The 17,195-nt window shown below is 56.6% G+C and carries 13 protein-coding genes and 5 pseudogenes; 11 read left to right on the top strand and 7 right to left on the bottom strand.

The features are described from left to right. Window positions 1-141: 141 nt before the first annotated feature. From TX76_RS15735 to TX76_RS15720, 4 genes are all read left to right on the top strand, one after another. Window positions 142-900 (top strand): ABC transporter ATP-binding protein, encoded by a 759-nt coding sequence (locus TX76_RS15735; RefSeq protein WP_228842407.1) that lies wholly within the window; start codon window positions 142-144, stop codon window positions 898-900. Continuing rightward, complete coding sequence (locus TX76_RS15730) at window positions 897-1,745, top strand: ABC transporter permease (RefSeq protein ID WP_049903775.1); 849 nt, start codon at window positions 897-899, stop codon at window positions 1,743-1,745. Before TX76_RS15735 ends, TX76_RS15730 begins: the two co-directional genes overlap by 4 nt. Window positions 1,746-1,748: 3 nt before the next feature. Next, window positions 1,749-2,624, top strand: a complete 876-nt coding sequence (locus TX76_RS15725) for an ABC transporter permease (protein WP_049903773.1) — start codon at window positions 1,749-1,751, stop codon at window positions 2,622-2,624. Window positions 2,625-2,690: 66 nt separating this feature from the next. Continuing rightward, window positions 2,691-2,894 carry a hypothetical protein gene (locus TX76_RS15720; protein ID WP_049903771.1) on the top strand — a complete coding sequence of 68 codons (204 nt, stop codon included), beginning with the start codon at window positions 2,691-2,693 and terminating at the stop codon, window positions 2,892-2,894. Here the strand turns inward: TX76_RS15720 and TX76_RS17285 are convergent. Further along, window positions 2,871-3,303, bottom strand: a pseudogene (locus tag TX76_RS17285) (IS6 family transposase); the annotation flags it as partial. The gene TX76_RS15720 and the pseudogene TX76_RS17285 overlap by 24 nt on opposite strands. A gap of 419 nt (window positions 3,304-3,722) precedes the next feature. Between TX76_RS17285 and TX76_RS17280 the strand changes: the two are divergent. From TX76_RS17280 to TX76_RS18705, 3 genes and pseudogenes are all read left to right on the top strand, one after another. Then, window positions 3,723-4,361 (top strand): annotated as a pseudogene (locus tag TX76_RS17280) (IS6 family transposase). Window positions 4,362-4,533: 172 nt separating this feature from the next. Then, the gene (locus tag TX76_RS15705; protein WP_049903766.1) at window positions 4,534-5,775 is read left to right on the top strand and encodes a mandelate racemase/muconate lactonizing enzyme family protein; all 1,242 of its coding nucleotides are present in this window, start codon (window positions 4,534-4,536) and stop codon (window positions 5,773-5,775) included. 362 nt (window positions 5,776-6,137) lie between these two features. After that, window positions 6,138-6,263, top strand: a pseudogene (locus tag TX76_RS18705) (NAD-dependent epimerase/dehydratase family protein); the annotation flags it as partial. 36 nt (window positions 6,264-6,299) lie between these two features. Here the strand turns inward: TX76_RS18705 and TX76_RS15700 are convergent. From TX76_RS15700 to TX76_RS18700, 6 genes and pseudogenes are all read right to left on the bottom strand, one after another. Continuing rightward, a complete protein-coding gene (locus TX76_RS15700; RefSeq protein ID WP_049903764.1) occupies window positions 6,300-7,445 on the bottom strand; it encodes a mandelate racemase/muconate lactonizing enzyme family protein in 1,146 nt (381 codons plus the stop codon). Window positions 7,446-8,006: 561 nt separating this feature from the next. Then, window positions 8,007-8,867, bottom strand: a complete 861-nt coding sequence (locus TX76_RS15695; RefSeq protein ID WP_049903763.1) for an NAD-dependent epimerase/dehydratase family protein — start codon at window positions 8,865-8,867, stop codon at window positions 8,007-8,009. 196 nt (window positions 8,868-9,063) lie between these two features. Next, window positions 9,064-10,143, bottom strand: coding sequence for a mannonate dehydratase (locus tag TX76_RS15690; RefSeq protein ID WP_049903761.1), 1,080 nt, complete (start codon window positions 10,141-10,143; stop codon window positions 9,064-9,066). Window positions 10,144-10,200: 57 nt separating this feature from the next. Further along, complete coding sequence (locus TX76_RS15685; RefSeq protein ID WP_049903759.1) at window positions 10,201-11,136, bottom strand: dihydrodipicolinate synthase family protein; 936 nt, start codon at window positions 11,134-11,136, stop codon at window positions 10,201-10,203. A gap of 361 nt (window positions 11,137-11,497) precedes the next feature. Beyond that, window positions 11,498-12,262 carry an IclR family transcriptional regulator gene (locus TX76_RS15680; RefSeq protein WP_049903758.1) on the bottom strand — a complete coding sequence of 255 codons (765 nt, stop codon included), beginning with the start codon at window positions 12,260-12,262 and terminating at the stop codon, window positions 11,498-11,500. A gap of 728 nt (window positions 12,263-12,990) precedes the next feature. Beyond that, window positions 12,991-13,287, bottom strand: a pseudogene (locus tag TX76_RS18700) (transposase); the annotation flags it as partial. Between the two features lie 15 nt (window positions 13,288-13,302). Here TX76_RS18700 and TX76_RS18550 point away from each other — a divergent pair. The 4 genes and pseudogenes from TX76_RS18550 to TX76_RS17260 all read left to right on the top strand — a co-directional run bounded on the left by TX76_RS18550 (window position 13,303) and on the right by TX76_RS17260 (window position 16,971). Continuing rightward, window positions 13,303-13,431, top strand: a complete 129-nt coding sequence (locus TX76_RS18550) for a hypothetical protein (protein WP_267462372.1) — start codon at window positions 13,303-13,305, stop codon at window positions 13,429-13,431. A gap of 349 nt (window positions 13,432-13,780) precedes the next feature. After that, a pseudogene (locus TX76_RS17270) lies at window positions 13,781-14,451 on the top strand (IS6 family transposase). A gap of 177 nt (window positions 14,452-14,628) precedes the next feature. Then, window positions 14,629-16,002: an ABC transporter substrate-binding protein gene (locus tag TX76_RS17265; protein ID WP_079890861.1), complete on the top strand. Its 1,374-nt coding sequence runs from the start codon at window positions 14,629-14,631 to the stop codon at window positions 16,000-16,002. Window positions 16,003-16,032: 30 nt separating this feature from the next. After that, window positions 16,033-16,971, top strand: coding sequence for a carbohydrate ABC transporter permease (locus TX76_RS17260; protein ID WP_079890860.1), 939 nt, complete (start codon window positions 16,033-16,035; stop codon window positions 16,969-16,971). Window positions 16,972-17,195 lie beyond the last annotated feature (224 nt).

Raw genomic sequence — 17,195 nt, 5'->3', positions numbered from 1 at the left:
GGAATATCCCACCAACAATGAGTAATGCTATGTCGTTCGAGAGTCACCCCACCGACAATGAGTAAAGATATTGCAAACGCGCGGCCGGACACCGCCTCACCGACTTCGGACCCAAAGATATCGTTCTCGGACGTGGACAAGGTGTACGGTACCGATCCGACCGAGGAATCAGTCACTGCACTGGAGGGCATCGACCTGGACGTGGGTGACGGGGAGTTCGTCTCCGTCGTCGGCCCCTCGGGGTGTGGGAAAACGACCCTGTTGCACCTCGGGGCGGGTATTCTGGAACCGACCGCTGGAAGCGTCGATGTCGCCGGCACGAGCGTCCACAGCGAGGACCACGATCGGAGCGAGGTCGGACTCGTGTTCCAGCAACCGGTGGCCCTCGAGTGGCGGACCGTAAAGAAAAACGTCATGCTCCCGGTCCAGATTCTCAAGAGCAACGGCGCCATCTCCGAGTCGATGGACCACTATCGCGAGCGGGCCGAGGACCTGCTTTCGCTGGTGGGCCTCGAGGGCTTCGAGAACGCCTACCCCAACGAGCTCTCGGGCGGGATGCAACAGCGGCTCACCATCACGCAGGCACTGATCTACGACCCGTCGGTGCTGTTGATGGACGAACCCTTCGGCTCGCTCGACGCGATGACGAAAGACGAGCTCAACGTCGAACTGTTGCGAATCTGGGAGGAAACCGAGAAGACGGTGCTTTTCATCACACACGACCTGAATGAGGCCGTCTTCCTCTCGGATAAGGTGGTCGTGCTCTCGTCCCGGCCGGGCCAGGTCGTCGACACCATCGATATCGACCTCCCGCGGCCGCGGACCGACGAGACGCGGGGATCGGACCGCTTCGTCGAACTATCAACCGAGGTTCACCAGCACTTCAAGAGCCAACGATGATCGCCGACGCCATCCAGAAAGTCGGAGGTGCATTGGCTGGCGAGCGTGAAGGGCCGCTACGCGACGGACGGGTCCGCCAGTACGGACTTGCGATCTTCGGACTGGTCTGTTTTCTGGTCATCTGGCAGGCAACGGCGCTCCTCGTGGACGTCTCCTCGACGTACTTCCCGGGACCGATCGACGTGGTCACGGAACTCCAGCGGATCTGGGGAGTCATGTTGTTGGTCCTCCCCAACACGCTCGCAGCCGTGAGCGTGGGATACGTCGCCTCGTTGATCCTGTCGATCCTGGTGGCCATCCCGATCGTCGCCAGCGACCGCCTCCGGAGTGCCCTGATGCCGTTCGTCGTCGGCATGAACACGATTCCGCGGATCGCGGTGACGCCGCTGGCGATCTACTGGATGGGCTTTGTCGGCTTCCTCGGACTCTCGGCCGCCAACTACGTGATGGCGACATGGGTCGCCTTCTTCCCGATGTTGATCGCGGCGATCGACGGGTTCCGCAGCGTCGACGAGCGGACCGAGAACATGCTCGACCTGCTCGGTGCCGGAACCTGGGAGGAGTTCCGGTACGTGCGGTTCCAGAACGGTCTCCCCTTCATCTTCGATGGCATGAAGATCGGGTTCATCCTCGCGATGATCGGCGCGGTCGTCGGGGAGTTCGTCAGCACGACGCCCGGAATCGGTTCGATGGCAAAGTCCGTCATCGGCCGGGCTGCCGTGGGACGCGCCGTCGCGATCGTCCTCATCCTCGGGGTGATCAGCGCGGGCGTCGTGTTGGTGATCTTCCTGATCGAGCGACGGGTGGTTCACTGGCGGGACTCTTCGTTCATGGGGGAGCAGTAACAGATGGCGACCGACAAGGGGAACCTGGCGGTGCGTGCCCGCTACTGGGTCACCGATCGCGTCCCGACGCTCGTTGCCCTGATCGCGTTTCTGCTGTTCTGGCAGAGCGTCGCGATGTTGATCGACAACAATCGGATCGTCGCCTACCCCACGTACACCTGGAGCTCGCTCGTGGACAACGCCGAAACCGTCTTCGTCAGGGTCGTGGAGACGTTCACCTCGATCGCCGTCGCCTTCGTCCTCGCGGTGCTGTTCGGGGTGCTACTCGGCATCGTCATTGCGGAGCTGACCCTCGTTCGAGAGATGTCGATGCCGATGGTGATCTTCGCGTATGCGATCCCGCACCCGGTCTTGGCGCCAGTGTTCATCATCTGGTTCATCACGGTCCTGGACCCGATCGTGCTGCTCGAGTTCACCGGGCCATCGGCGTACCTGATGAGCTCGGTGACAGCAGCGGACGCGACCCAACAGTTCGTCATCAACGGTGTCACGGTCTTCGCCGCGTGGGTCGGCTTTTTCCCCGTCTTCCTCGGAACCGTCACCGGGATGAACTCCCTCGAGGAGCGTTTCGAGCACCTCGGTACGGTGCTGGGTGCGACACGGGTCCAGATGGTGCGGTATTTCAGGTTCTGGCGGGCGCTGCCACACATCGCGTCCTCGATCAAGTCGACGGTTCAGCTGTCGATCATCGGCGTCATCGTCGCCGAGTTCATCGCCTCCTCCCAGGGCATCGGCTACCAGATCGTGCTGGCCTGGAAGAACGCCGATCTGGGCTACATGTTCGGGGTGATCCTGTTCATCATGGTGGCTGCCTACCTGTTCTTCCAGACCGTCGTCTGGCTCCTGAAGAAAGTGACGCCGCCGGCTACCGTCGAGTGACTGTCGGTTGCGGGCCGATCCGTCTCGACGGGAACGTTTAGACGCCTCGCCTCGGAACGGCACCGTATGCGAATCGACGTCCACAATCACTCCCTGCCCGAACCGTACGTCGGACGGCTCCTCGGGATGGACACCGCCGTGGGCCTGGAATCCGACGGCGATCGCCTCTACATGCGTCACAAGTGGTCGGGCACCGCAAGCGTCGCGGCCGGCAATCGGATCCCGGTCAATCGCGGCTTCACCGACGTCGACGAGAAACTCCGCATCTGAGACGTCGTGGTTCCGGGTAAGTCGGTGGAGAAATGCCGACGCGGGATCGGTCCCGCGGCGGCTGAATACCTCGACATCGAGCACCAGCATCGAATCGAGATCAATCGCGGCGTAACACCACCGCCACTCCGTGCCGATCTGAATCGCCGTCTCGTCGACGGCGACCCGCCGCGGAGCACTCCGCGGCGGGTCATCCTGATCGTCTGCGAGGCGGTGCGTCCAGTCCCAGACCGCTCCGTGCGAGCGGTCAACGCCGAGGAGATCGAGAATCGCCACGGTTTCCCGGAGCGAGAGCCCCGCTGAATGGAGTCGGACGGCGAACGCTGACGGGCGTCGCCGTCCGCTCTCGGTCCCAACAGTCAGTATCTACCGTTCCTAACGCTTCATCGAGCAGGTCGCTGAGTGGCATAGACAACCAGCTCTTTGACCTGCTCACTCTTAACTAGACAGCGCCGCGTACTTGATTGTTTCAGCGTGTATAAAGCAATCATGACACCATGATCCGAGTGAGCTTTGCGGCCAAGCTATCGCTAACTGTGATTGTTGTGTAACCCTCTGGGGGGCATGAACGATCAACAAGCCAATTTACGGTACGCTGGATAGTTCACGGTTGAAGCTACACTTAGCTAAAGACGAATGGGCAGTGGACATACCGGCTGAACATCGCCATGCGATCGTGGTAAATCCTTCCATCTCACAGATCGGCGTGCCTCTCAATTGGAGTGACCCGGTTGAGCGCACCTCGGGAGTGAATTCGTGATCAGCGGAGGTTCGTGATAGTGTTCAGATAAGGCTGAAACGTGAGGCGCGGTGGAATTTCAGTGTCTCATGCAGAAATCCACCGGCCTCGACGGTTGTTTGGACGAGATCGAGTTAGATTCTGTGGGGCGAGAAGCAACGCCGTGACTGTTGATGGATCCAAACGTTCAGCTACATCTCGCCGGTCTTTCGCTTTCGAATACTGTCTCAATTCTCGAAATGTTTGGCGTTATCCGCGCTCGATCGACGATCTACAACTGGGTTCACAAGGCGCGGAATTACAGCCCGAATCCGGCAAGACACTGGATCACGTCACGGTCGACGAGACCGTGATCCAACTCGACGACGAGCGCTACTAGCTGTACGTCGCGGTCGACCCCGACTCGAACGAACTGCTGCACACGAAGCTCGAAGCAACCAGAAACAACGCTCTTGTTCACAGATTCTTCGCCGAACTCCGCGAAAAACACCACGTCGACAGATGCCACGTTCCTCGTCGACGGTGCGATACCACTACACGAAGCCTGCCGTCGACACGGCCTCGATTTCCGTTACGAACGCCACGGAAATCGGAACGCCGTCGAACGTGTCTTCCGTGAGGTAAGACGACGCACTTCCTCGTTCTCGAACTGTTTCAGACACACCAATGTAGAAACTGCTGACGAGTGGTTGCGGTCGTTCGCCTTCGTATGGAACCAGCGTATCTGAACACTACCGTCGAACCGGTTCACCGCCGACCGCTTTCACGGTACTCCTCCGAACACGTCCAGCCCACGCAGCTAACGTTATCGAGTTGTACACCAAATTCTCCTGACTTGAACTACCCGTTCCGATCGCTCCGAACGCGTGGTTTATTACACCCGAGCGGGTTGCCCTTTCCATGCGGATCACTGACGTGCAGGGACACGCACTCTCTTCGCCAATCGACCCGCCCCAGGAGCGACGGTTCCACGGGGGCTCGCGCCGGCTACGAAAACGCGACGTCGTACTGGTCGTCGTCGAGACGGCAGATGGACGCCAGGGGTTCGCCACGGCGGGCGCAAGCAGTTCCGCGATGCGAGAGTTCTTCGAGGACGATTCTCTAGGGACTTTCGGAGAGGTCGTGAACGGTCCGGTCGCCGACGCGCTCGTCGGCGAAACGATCGAGGAAATCCCGGCGGCCCACGCTCGTCTCCGCAAGACCGACCTCCCGGCCCGGCTCCAGCGCGAAGCCATTTCGGCGATCGACGTGGCGCTCTATGATCTTCGGGGCAAGGAACTTGGCGCGCCGGTCCATGAGTTGCTCGCCGAGGAGTACGGTACCCAATCGACCACCCATCTCCCGCTGTACGCCAGCGCGGGGATGTATATGGAGCCCGAAGGCTACGTCGACCAGGCCTTGGTTCTCGAGGACCTCGGTTTCACCGGCTACAAGTATCGACCGGGAATCGGTCCCGCTCGCGACCGCGAGGTCGTCAAGCGATTGGCCGATGCGCTCACCGACATGGCGTTCATGCTGGACTCGCACACGTGGTGGAAGCTCCGTGAGAGCTACGACCCTGAAACCGTACGCGAATTGGTCGCTTACGCCGCTGACCACGGGGCCCACTGGGTCGAAGAGCCTGTCGAACCCGACGACTACGAGGGGTACGTCGAACTGGCCGAGACCGGTGCGGCCCTCGCCGGCGGCGAGAGTGAACCCTCGTTCGCGGGCCTGATCGATCTGGCCGAGACCGGCGCGGTGGATTTCCTGCAGGGCGACGTGCGCCACCACGAGGGCTTCTCGGGTTGTCAGGAGGCCATCGAGCACTGCCGAGGCCGCGACATGGAGTTCGTCCCGCACAACTTCGGGACGTGGCTCGGCCTCGTGGCGAACGCCCACCTCGTCGCGGCTGCCCCCGAGGTCTCGCTGCTGGAGTACCCCGTGTTCGAGAACGATCCCGCGCTTGCGGCCGATCCCGATCCCGGAATGTACCCCTTCGACCTCGCGTTCGACTTGCTCGATGGAGAGCCGGAGATCACCGACGGCCGCCTCGCCGTCCCCGAGGGGCCTGGTCTCGGCATCGACGTCAATCTCGACGTCGTGGAGGAGTATCCGTTCGTGGAGGGTGCGTGGACAGAGTTCCGGTACGACAAGGCGTGAGATACGCTGCCGGAGCGAGGGTGGGACGACTCAGTGGAAGATGCGGGATCGTAACGGAGACCACGGGACAGGCGCGAAGCGATTGCGCGCCGAACACGCTCTGTCGGACGATTTCGGGGCCTATGATATAGATCCATCATCGTCGGAAACCGTTCGTCCGCTGCCGAGAGCCCCGAGAACGGGGTGCAAGCCGAACCATCGACGGTTCCTGCGAGATCAAGGCCGTGTTTGACTACCGGGACGTTGTTCGCCCCAGCCACTGCGTTCGCTGCCCCAGACTCGTTCTGGGGCTCTTTGAGCGGACGAAGCAGTACCTGGATACTGCGCGCTCGGTCATCGTCGCCGAACTCGATGGTGTCGTCGTCGAGTTCAGGATCTTCAGCGGCGTGAGTGACAACCGAAGCCGGTGGTTCGACCTCGAACACGCCCGCACGCGGATTGGTTACGACCTGCACGACAACGGTGGCAACTGGAACGCTCCGCCCGATCGAACCCTCCTCCGGATCGAACCGGTCCGTGCCCGATTAGTCGACCCGATACTGCTCGACGGCGTTCTCGTCGACGGTCACGCCGAGTCCGGGTTCCTGTGGGACCTCCAGGGACCCACCGGTCGGGTCGAGCGGGTCCACGAGCAGCTCCTCCCGAAGGGGATTCTCGCTCCGGTCGAACTCGAACAACACCGGTTCGGGCACGGTATCGGGGTTGTGTGGGTACGTCGAGAGGCTGGCCGCGAACTGGACGGCCGCAGTCGTCCCGACGGCGCTGTTCCAGACGTGTGGCCGGACGGCGACGTTCTCGGTGGTCGCCAGTTTGGCGAGAAAGCGCGCCTCGGCGAACCCGCCACACCGGCCGAGGTTGGGCTGGATCACGTCGACACACCGCTCGTCCACAAGGCGCTTGAACTCGAACCGGCCGAAGTGGGCCTCGCCCGCAGCGAGCGGCGTGTCGACGTGGCGCTGGATCTCGCGGTACCCCGAGTAGTTCTCCGGAGGCACCGGCTCCTCGGCCCACGTGATGTCGTACTCCGAAAGGGCTTGGATCGATCGGATCGCCTGCGCCGGCGTGTAGTTGCCGTTGTAATCCACCATCAGGTGGGCTTCGTCGCCGAGGTGCTCGCGCGCGGTCGCGGTTCGATGGACGTCGTCTTCGATGCCCCGTCCGATCTTGATCTTCGCCGCGGCAAACTCCTCGTCGACGGCCGCTGCCATCGGCTCCGCGGGGTCTTCGCCCCACTCGGTGATGTACATAGTCGAGGCGTAGGGCACTAGCGACTCAGTCCGCTCTCCCCCAAGGAGTTCGTGAACCGGAGCCCCCTGTTCCTTGCCGCGCAGGTCCCAGAGTGCAATCTCGACGCCACTGAGTGCGGCCTGAGCGAACCCACCGCGGCCGAAGTGATAGCCACCGATGTCCCCGGTGTACACTCGCTCGGCGAGCGACTCGGCGACGATCGGCTCCGCGCCAACGATCGAATCGGCGATCGTCTCTTTAACCAGCGTTGCAACGGAACGCGGTGGGGCGAACGCTTCCCCCCAGCCTACCGTTCCGTCCGCGGTTTCGACGCGGACGAGAGCGGTCGTTCGTGTGCCGGTCTGCCCGCGCGTGCCACCGAACTTGCGACCCGTTTCGAGCGAGTGTTCCAGCGGGATCGCGTCGATCGATCTGACCTCCATGTCCGTACCGGGCAGTCGAGGACGTATTAACTTACTGTAAACCTCTCAATATTCGGTTTGACACCGAAGGTGTCGGCGATGTATTCGCAGACGAATGGTGGTCGCCAGGCTGGCGTGTCGACGTCCGTCAATTCATTCCGTTGCTCGGATGAGATATGATAGGCGTCCCGATCGTGGGCCGTCGCCGAGCGCGAGGTCACCGCGCTCGGCGACTACACCTAACCAGTCTTATGCGGTCTGTACAGGGACTCCGAGCAGTTGCTCGATCTGGTTGGGAGCGAATCCGTCAGCGTAGAGAAGGGCAACGGCCAGTCGTTTGACCGTCTTCGGGTCGGTTTCTGTGCGCAATTGCTGGCGCAACTGCTCTGCGTCTACTCCATCTAAATTCTCGCTCCAACTGCTCATACTCCTCTTTACACGCCGTAAGATGCGAAGACTTCTACGGATCGCTATATTGTTTCCGACAAGCACAAGATCCGAAAACCGGTGTTGACTCGACGGGGATGCTGCTTCTCAACGAGAGTCGCTCTAACGATCAGTGTTTTTGAGTGATGGTGCCAGTTATGACTGACCGTCATCGGCTGGAGTCGATGGCCGATCGCATTCCTCGCCGTTGTCCTGTGGTCGGTATCCGAGTCGGTTGCGGACGTTCTGGATCGAAAACCACCGACGGTCGTTATCGCTGACCCCATTGAAGATACCGTACGTAACATCGTTGTCGCTGAGGCAGCAGTCGATGAGGTGGGCAAAATCACGGCGGGATTGCCACATAGCCTTCATTCGCATGACCAGTTGTTGATACTCCTCACTATCGCGGCTGAGATCGCCGGATTCGACTCGCTCCTCAGCGGGAGCATAGGGAGTATCGGACCCGTCGCCGAGCACCGAACAGATCCGGAGGGCGTAGAACCGTGTGGGCCACTCATTCGATTCGACGTAGTATCGGCCGAGATCCTCGCCGAAAGATTTTGTCGCCCCGTAGAACGAATCAGGTCGGACAGGGTCTGTGTGGTCGATCCTGAGAGGGTAGTCTGTCTGATACAGTTCCGGCGCGTATTCTTCTTCGTACATTCCCTGTACGTGATTTGTCGATCCGAATACGAACGATTCGATCTCAGCTTCCCGTGTCGCTTCGAGCACGTTGTACATCCCGGTGACGTTCGGTTCGAAGACATCCGTCCAATCGCCGTCGACATAGGGGTAGGCTGCGAGGTGGACGACGGCGTCTTGCCCGTCAAACACGGGTCGGATCGCCTCGTAGTTCGTGATGTCGGCGACGTACGTATCGAACTCTCCGTACCGATGGTCTGCCGGTCGATCGGAGCGATTCAAGAACGTGAAGTGGTAGTCCGACAGTCCATGCAGATAGTCGATTATCGCGGTACCACACCGTCCGTATGCACCGGTGACGAGGACGTTCATGCACGAGAAATTCGCCGACCACGTAAATAAATTTGTGGTATGGCGACCCTTCCAACTCTGGTGTTGGTGGTGGAGGCGATATCCCTCTCGTGGCTGGCTCTCAGGTTTGTTCGCTCAGTCACCAATACGAAACTTGGTAGAGTCGTATGGCCACAAGGCGTTCTCTTCGGCGACGGGAATCGATCAGATTGAGGAGTTAGACACGAGAGCCGTGCCGGGAACAATCAAGAAGACCGTTCAGATAGGCGATGGCGTGAGCACGGGACCGATGGCCCCACTCCGTATCACCGGTGATCTTAGGAACGTGATCGGGAACCACCACTCCATCGAAGCCAACATTTTGTAATGCTTGGATAGCTTCTAGTGCATCGAAATTGCTCCGCTCGTCGTCGACGAACGTCTCGGTGAAGCTCGGCCAAGTACCGACGACATCGCGGAAGTGTACGAATACGATGTCGTTTTTCCCGCCAAAGTACCCGATCACATCGGTGACGTCTGTATCGGGCATCTCGGAGAAGCAACCAAGACAGAGCTTGAGTCCGTGGTTGTCGCTCGGAACGAGATCCATCGCACGTTGGAAGGCCTCGAAGCTACGGAAGAGTCGTGGAACGCCACCGAGCTGCTCGGCTGTCGGAGGATCAGCGGGATGTAGTGCCATCTCGACCCCTGCCTCTTCGGCGACAGGGAGCACTTCTTCGAGGAACCGCTCGTAGTTGTTCCAGAGTTCCGCTTCGTCGTACTCTCGCTCCACACCGGGTGCTTTTTCGCACGGGTTATCGAGATCATCGATGTCGAACCCCCGGCCACGCGCGTCGCCCCGTAGACTGACCGTCTGTGAGGTACGCATGGGGACGACACCGCGCGGGTTCCACTGATAGCCGAGAATCGGGATATCAGCTTGACCGACGTTCCGAACGAGCTCTTTGATCGTCTCAAGCTGGCGCTCTTTGCCCTCCTTTCCGAGCATGATCTTGCCGTACACGTTGTAGCTGAGCGACTGGATTCCCATGAGACGAAGGCCCGCATCAGCTGCACGTCGCCGTGCCTGAACCAGTTCCGAGACGGACGGGACGACGCCCTCGTCGATGGTGATAGTCTCCTCGTCTTGACTCCCCTCATCAGCGAAGACGTCCCCACGAGGATCACGATGATCCAGAAAGATGTCCTCGACGCCGATCTGCCGACAGAACTTGAGCCGGTCGTCTGAGAGTGTTCTCGTTCTGAGTCCACCCCGCAACGGGAGAGCGGTCAAACTGTTCGATAAGACCTGTGTCATGAGCTGTAACCCTGTGTGGGATCAGCTGATTCTCTATTGTTGTTGTTGGACATATTATCATACTAATTGACTAATGTTGTCGTCCAACTGGTTGTAGATTGCTTCCGCTCGCTGTTTCTCGTCCGAGGTCAGTGGGCGAATTGGCTCTCGCACACCCCCGCCGTGCATACCGGCGAGTTCGAGTCCTTCCTTGACTGCCGGAACGCTGATCGCCCCCTCGATGGTGTTCTTGTGTCCTGTCTCGTCCCTGAAATACTGATACGGGAGGCAGATCTCGCGGAGCGCCCGGGCACGGGACCAATTCTCGTTCGAAAGCGCCTCGTACAGTGCGAGACCGACCTCCGGCCTGAAGTTACTCACACCAGCAGTGAACCCTTCGACACCATCCGCCCAGTAGGGGACTGCGTAGGGTTCGGCTAATCCATCGACCCACACCACGTCATCTGCACCTCTGGCCGTGGCCGCACCGAGTTTTACTGGATTCTCGAGTGCGTATTTGATCCCGGCTACGCTATCGAGTCGGGAGAGGTTGACGAGGTACTCCACGGATGGATCGAACCCCCGAACGTACGGCACGAGCGGCGTCTCTGTCACGGCGGCCAGGTCACGGTAGTACTCCAGCAGCCCTTCCTCGTGAATGTACGTGTGATCAGGTGGCATGATCATCATCGCGTCAACACCAATTCGATCGTACGCCCTGACCAGTTCCTGTGCATTGCTCGTGCTACCGCCGACGCCAGCGAGCACACACGCATCAGATGGAAGGCTATCGACGCTCGTTTCAGTTACGTTGACCCGTTCTTCCTGCGACAAGGAGTGGTACTCGCTGATATTTGCGGCGGCGAGGTACGTTCGGACCCCCTTCTCGTAGAGGGTCTGTGCGTTCTCCTCAATTTTCCAGTACTCAATCTCACCGTTCCGATCAAACGGGGTCAAGAGGCCGACGGCGACGCCCCTGAGGCACTGCTTGACCTCATCTACCTCTAATGGCATTGGATAGACGGATCCGTTCCAACCACATAAAACTTCCTTTGAGCCGGAGAGGTGTGACAATTGGTCAAGATGGACATCAATCGTCGTCAGACGGTGATTTTGCAATCCGTCGTCTCAGTCTCTAAACCGAATATTCGTCGACGGGAAGCGCCAGTTGAGCGTCTCCGTCGATATACAGGGATTGAGATCGGCATCCCCCGATTCGCGGTATACGTCTATCGATCGGTTCCTACATCCACCGAATGGAACCGCAACTACACTCCAGCCCCCTCGTTCGGCTGTGGTTCACAATAGCTCTCTCTGAGTATTCTGATGATCGCGAGCGATAGCACAGTTCATGGATAAATGCGGATAATTGCGATCATGAGTACATCGAGTTTACTTCGATGACGTTGGCTGCTTGTGCGACCTTCTCTGATAGCCCGTTTTTGATTCTCTCCTCAGTCATACGCTGAGACGGACCAGAGACACTGAGAGCTCCGAACACGTTTGCTTCCGGACCCGAAACAGCCATCCCAATGCAGCGTATGCCGGGGATGTTCTCCTCCTTGTCGATAGCGAACCCCCGCTCATGCGTGTCGTCCAACTCATCTAGCAGTTGGTCCGGATCTGTAATCGTGTTCTCCGTCCGTTCGGTCAACTCGTACTGTTCGAGGATAGCTTTGGTGCGATCCGGGGGTAGCTCGGCCAGAATAGCCTTGCCCATCGATGTCGAGTGCATTGGCATTCGCTTGCCGATTTGGGATACAGTCTCAACGGCAGAGTTGCCCTTCGACTTGGAGAGATACACGATACGCCCGTTCTCTTCTGCGCCGAAGTGAACGACTTCACCAGTCTCTTCGGCGAGCGTCCGAACTTGCTCTCTGACAACATCCCGCTTCGCGATCCGTGCTTTCACTGACTCTGCGATGTCCAGAAACCGGAGACTGAGGTGATAGGTATGACCGTCTTTGACGACGAGTCCTTCGTCATTTAGCGTCGCGAGGTGGCCGTGTACAGCACTTTTCGAGAAGTCCATCTCCTTGGAGATCTCAGTGATACCGGCTTCACCACGCTCTCGAAGAATTTCGATGATCCGGCAGGTCTTGTGAACCGCCTCGATTTTCCGTGGTGTATTTGTTGGCATATCATACCAACTGATTTGTAGCCACTTAGACTTTGTTCTCTCCTATCGAATCCATCGCTTCAAGGACTATAGGTTTGATATCCGGGCGATACAAATTCACACTATCCAAATCATCAGTGTAGCCATCAGTACCGATTCAGAACCATCGCAATAGCGTTTCCATGAAATCGCCGACGGTTGAGTACATCCGATCTACAGAATCCCATGGTGTAACTGATATGCGCACGTCACGCAAGAGGGATCTAATCACTTCCTGAGGGTCGACGCTACTCGAACGATCTTGTCCGACTCCGATTCGCACACCGTGTCGACCGACCTCTTCGATAGGGTCGTTCGGGAGATGCGAAAAGGCCAGCTACTACTGTCTATGTCGGTTTTGAGCACCATCGCTCGAAATGGATTGATTCACTTCTGTCAACATAGTGTGTAGGCTCATCACTCTTGTAACACTGATACATGTGTTATTTCGAGGAACTCTCGTCCGGACCACCTCAGGAGACTGTCTCCACTGTCGATAGGAAGACGGAAATTCGCTAGTCGAGAACAAGCCGGCGAATACTACTATACACCCCACAACAGGTCCAGGAAAGATAGCTACGCGGGACGATGGGCACACGTATTCGACAGAAAATGTTGGTGTGAAAACTGTCTGAAGCGCGGTTTATCGATCCAGGCACCTGATTCGATGGTCGAGAATCAGTCCTCGATGCCTCGATAGTCGATATTTTTTAGTAGCACAGATCACCACCCAAGAACATGGGCTTCGTCGATGCTTCGACCAGCTCTGCGGCGATATCGTGTTTTGATTGGTAACTGATATCGTCAGGGAGAGCGGCTTTTTCGCGCCGTTCAGCGTACTGTTGCTGTTGATGCTCCGAGTCGTAAACGGATGGAGTATCACTCACCCATTTGCGTGAAAGAAACAGTCGCATACCGAGCGGCCAACTGACTTGATCAGCATTGCGTCGGTCGCCAGGATTGGCGAGAGTGTGATTGGTCGTGGTTTGGCAGTTATTCATCTTGCCGGTGGCACCGCATCAATGGCGGCCGACGCCGACGCTCTCGTCACCCTGTTCGGGATGCCCATGCTGTCGAGGATGAGCGCCGAGGCGGCTCAAGGAGCCGCCTCTGGCGCGTTCGTGCGAAGGTCCTGCTCGACGTTCTCGTAGTCCCACGGGTTCTCGCGGGACAAACCGCTCCAGTTTCTCCTGTTTGATATCGACCATACTGGCGATACCTGCTACTGATTTGTTGGTTCCTGGGCGAGTGAGTCCGCGGAAATACCGCGTTGCATGACGCCACGTCTGCTGCCAGTTCGGCCAGGAAGAACCGTCCGATCTGGTTGTGAACGACGGCTGGTACTCCGTGAGAAACCGCGGAGCTTCGAGTTGGTTGTGGACAAGGCCTTTCATTTACCGGATATCTCTGTCGGGGAAGTCAGTCTGGCGATTAAACCCCAGAAGTAGTGCTAGTCAAAGAGTGATCAGTTCTCGGTGGTGGTGGATGAACCTTTAAGAACTGCTCACAAAGAGCGTAGAGACGCTTTCTTTTGAGTGTTGGGACGACGAGAGCACCGCAAGCGCCTTCAGAGCGCTCGAAAGCTTCGGCGTCTCCCGCTCGTATCAAACGGTGTTTCAGTGGGTTCACCGTGTTGGGGAGAAGACTCCCGACTCGCCGACGTTCACGAGAGCGAAGCTCTCGTGCAGCCAATCAGAAATCATTGATTTCTGAGGACAGCGAATCCGTCGCGGGTCGCGGTCGACGAGACCGCGATCCAGATCGGTCGCGAACAGTGCTGGGTGTACGCCGCGATCGACGTGAATTCGAAGCTGTTGCTCGGCGTGCGGGTCTCGCGCTGGCGGGTCATGTGGCCCGCCAGCGCGTTCCTTTCCGAGTTGAAAGAGCACCACGACCTCTCAGAAACGGAATTTCTGGTCGACGGTATGGGCTACCTGACCGCCCTTGCGCAGAACGATCCGGGCGGTCATCTCGACTACGCCATGCGGAATCTGATCGAGAAGTGGTTCCAGACGCTCACGATGCGGATCGTTCGGTTTCACGAAGCCTGGATGGGCGGCAGAGCCAGCGCCCAGCGCTGGCTCGCCGCATTCACTTTCTACTACAACTATCAGCGCCCGAATCAAGCACTCGATAACCGCACACCGGCTGAAGAAATAATAAATCTTTGACTAGAAAACACCGCCGCAGTCATGTGATTCTTTGCTCAGTTAAAGACAGGTGATGATCGATTCTTGTAGAACTCAGTAACTCTCCGGATCAGATGCCAGATCAAGCTCCATCAAATTGAATTCTTAACAGTAATAACTAGCTTTATTACCCTAGGACCGATTTGCCATAGCGAAGCCATGACAGACGATAGCGAATATGTTTCACGACGGAAGTATTTAGCGTGGGCGAGTGCAGCTACTGGAGGAGCGATGGCACTCGCTGGTTGTACCGGTGGACAGGACCAGGGAAGTAGTAATCAATCACAAGGTGGCAGAAACAATCAGTCCACGGGTAGTAGTAACCAATCTGGGGACGGTAGTAGCAACAACTCAGAACTCGAACTCCAACACTGGTGGACAGCAGGCGGTGATGGCGAGGCAATGACTGCGTTGCTTGATCGTTTCAAAGAGAAAAACCCCAACATAAAGGTCACGGAGAATCCTGTGGGAGGAGCTGGTGGACAAAACCTCCACAATGTCATCCAAAACAGAGTTCTCAATAATAACCCGCCGAGTACATGGCAGGATTGGCCCGGCGAAAATTTACAACCGTACGCTCAAGCGGATAAGTTAAAAGATATTGGAGATATTTGGACGGAGAAAAAACGGAACGCATATTTAGATGGTCCGAAGTTGCAGGCGAGAGCCGGAGATTCAGAGAATCCGTTTTACGCTGTCCCACTTAATATCCACAGGATTAATAATTTGTTTTACAACGTCGAGTTAGTGGAGGAGGCAGGGGTTGATCCAACCTCCTTTGGCAACCCGCAAGATCTGATTGATGCTATGGATACCATCGAATCAGAAACTGATGCCGCGGGCATGGGCCAAGAAACTAGTTCGGCTCAAGGGACACTTCAGTTGTTCAGCGTAACTCTGCTTGGCGAGGCTGGGGTTGACACTTTCCAGCAGTTCATCGGCGGGAACACAGATGGTATTGAAGATGCCGTTACCAGTGCACTTGAAACAGTCAAATCGTATTCCGAGTACTATACACAAGATGCAGGATCTATTAATCAGGACGAAGCGGGCTACAAGGTAGCCAATGGGGAAGCAGCGTTCATGAATCAGGGAGATTGGCAGGCCGGAAACTTCGAAACAATCGACGGCTTTGACTATGAAAGTGGTTGGCGACATGTTCCCTGGCCTGGCACAAAAGGGTACTACCAACTAAACATGGACGGTTTCCCCTTCCCCAAGAACAACCCATCACCTAATGCTACAAGAAAATTCCTCGAATTTGTCGGAACAGTTGAAGCTCAAGAAATTTTCAACCCTCTTAAAGGCTCGATACCTCCTCGATCCGATGTTCCGAAAGAGGATTTCGGTCCATTCTTGAAGAAGCAAATTGAACAGTTCAACAATTCTGAAGCACAGCCTCCATCCATCGCACATGGTTTGGCCCTGCCACCAGACACGCTGAACAACCTGACAGAAGGGATGGCCAATTTCATTTCTGGTTACAATATACAAAAGGCACAGCAGAACATCATCGATATTGTGAGCGAATAAGTCAATCAAATTATACATACTCACTCCATAATGTCCATCCTGGATGAAGCGAAGAGACAGGCAAAATTCGCTCAGTTTGAGAGACTCCGCAAAAGTGAACTAATTCGGTCTATGCCGTTTTGGCTTCCACCGACTCTTCTAATAGGTGTCTTTGTATACGGTGGAATTACTTGGAGCTTTGTTCTTTCGCTAACCGACTTCTCAGGATTAGCACTCCCAGAGTACCAGATCTCTCAATTTGACTTTGAGATGTACTCAAGAATGATCTCTGACGCAACATTTTGGAACGCGACACGGAATACTGTTGTATTATTGATAGTATTCACCGCTGCGTGCCTCTTTGTCGGGGTACTATTGGCTATACTCCTTGACCAGCAACTTCGGTTCGGGAAGGGCTTTCGAACGATATATCTGCTGCCTTTCAGTCTCTCCTTTGTTGTAACTGGCGTGATCTGGACTTGGATGTTTAATTACAATACGGGGGTTATCAATTCATTGCTTCGCGCAGCGCGCCTTGATTTCTTAACCCAATACTGGCTTTCAAATCCTAGTCTTGTACTCGTATCGGTTACTATTGCGTTAGTGTGGCAATATAGCGGATATGCAATGGTTATTTACTTAGCAACATTACGGACGATACCGCAAGAACACTATGAAGCTGCCGAGATCGATGGTGCTTCCCTCATTACCACCTATCGGAAAATCATTGTACCACAACTGAGTTCGGCATCTGTCAGTATAGCTGTGGTGGTAATGGTGTTTGCTCTGAAAGCATTTAGCTGGTTATATACTGTGTTCGGTGATAATCCTGGTCCAGGAGCAGATATACTGGGGACTATGATGTATCGAGAAGCTTTTTCAGCCAACCAATGGGCCTACGGAGCTGCACTAGGCACCATCTTGTTCGTTCTCACTATCACAGTTCTTTCACCATATCTGTATTGGCAGTATCAGCGAGGTGAATTATGAGAGACACAATAGATGTTATCGGACATAGACAAGTTGATGAGGGTATGGAAAAGTCAGTTGAAGAGGTGAGATAAATCATGGAAGAGAAAACTACCTGGCGAAATCGCCTTTCAGGTGTTGGACGCATTCGATTGATTTTGTTATATTATAGCGATTCTTGGGCACTATAATCTATCTTCTTCCATTATATAGTGGAGTTGATGACTTCTTCGTAAAAAACCGTT

The organism is Halococcus agarilyticus (assembly GCF_000334895.1).
GTDB classification, from domain to species: Archaea; Halobacteriota; Halobacteria; order Halobacteriales; family Halococcaceae; genus Halococcus; species Halococcus agarilyticus.
The sequence above is the reverse complement of the archived record's forward strand: the minus strand, read 5'-3'. Positions and strand labels throughout refer to the sequence as shown.

Excerpts from the sequence above, each read along its gene's own strand:
- TX76_RS15700 (WP_049903764.1), bottom strand. The coding sequence starts at position 7,445 with ATGGAGGTCAGATCGATCGACGCGATCCCGCTGGAACACTCGCTCGAA.
- TX76_RS15720 (WP_049903771.1), top strand. The coding sequence starts at position 2,691 with ATGCGAATCGACGTCCACAATCACTCCCTGCCCGAACCGTACGTCGGA.
- TX76_RS17265 (WP_079890861.1), top strand. The coding sequence starts at position 14,629 with ATGACAGACGATAGCGAATATGTTTCACGACGGAAGTATTTAGCGTGG.
- TX76_RS15685 (WP_049903759.1), bottom strand. The coding sequence starts at position 11,136 with ATGCCATTAGAGGTAGATGAGGTCAAGCAGTGCCTCAGGGGCGTCGCC.
- TX76_RS15725 (WP_049903773.1), top strand. The coding sequence starts at position 1,749 with ATGGCGACCGACAAGGGGAACCTGGCGGTGCGTGCCCGCTACTGGGTC.
- TX76_RS15680 (WP_049903758.1), bottom strand. The coding sequence starts at position 12,262 with ATGCCAACAAATACACCACGGAAAATCGAGGCGGTTCACAAGACCTGC.
- TX76_RS18550 (WP_267462372.1), top strand. The coding sequence starts at position 13,303 with ATGGCGGCCGACGCCGACGCTCTCGTCACCCTGTTCGGGATGCCCATG.
- TX76_RS15690 (WP_049903761.1), bottom strand. The coding sequence starts at position 10,143 with ATGACACAGGTCTTATCGAACAGTTTGACCGCTCTCCCGTTGCGGGGT.
- TX76_RS17260 (WP_079890860.1), top strand. The coding sequence starts at position 16,033 with ATGTCCATCCTGGATGAAGCGAAGAGACAGGCAAAATTCGCTCAGTTT.
- TX76_RS15705 (WP_049903766.1), top strand. The coding sequence starts at position 4,534 with ATGCGGATCACTGACGTGCAGGGACACGCACTCTCTTCGCCAATCGAC.
- TX76_RS15730 (WP_049903775.1), top strand. The coding sequence starts at position 897 with ATGATCGCCGACGCCATCCAGAAAGTCGGAGGTGCATTGGCTGGCGAG.
- TX76_RS15695 (WP_049903763.1), bottom strand. The coding sequence starts at position 8,867 with ATGAACGTCCTCGTCACCGGTGCATACGGACGGTGTGGTACCGCGATA.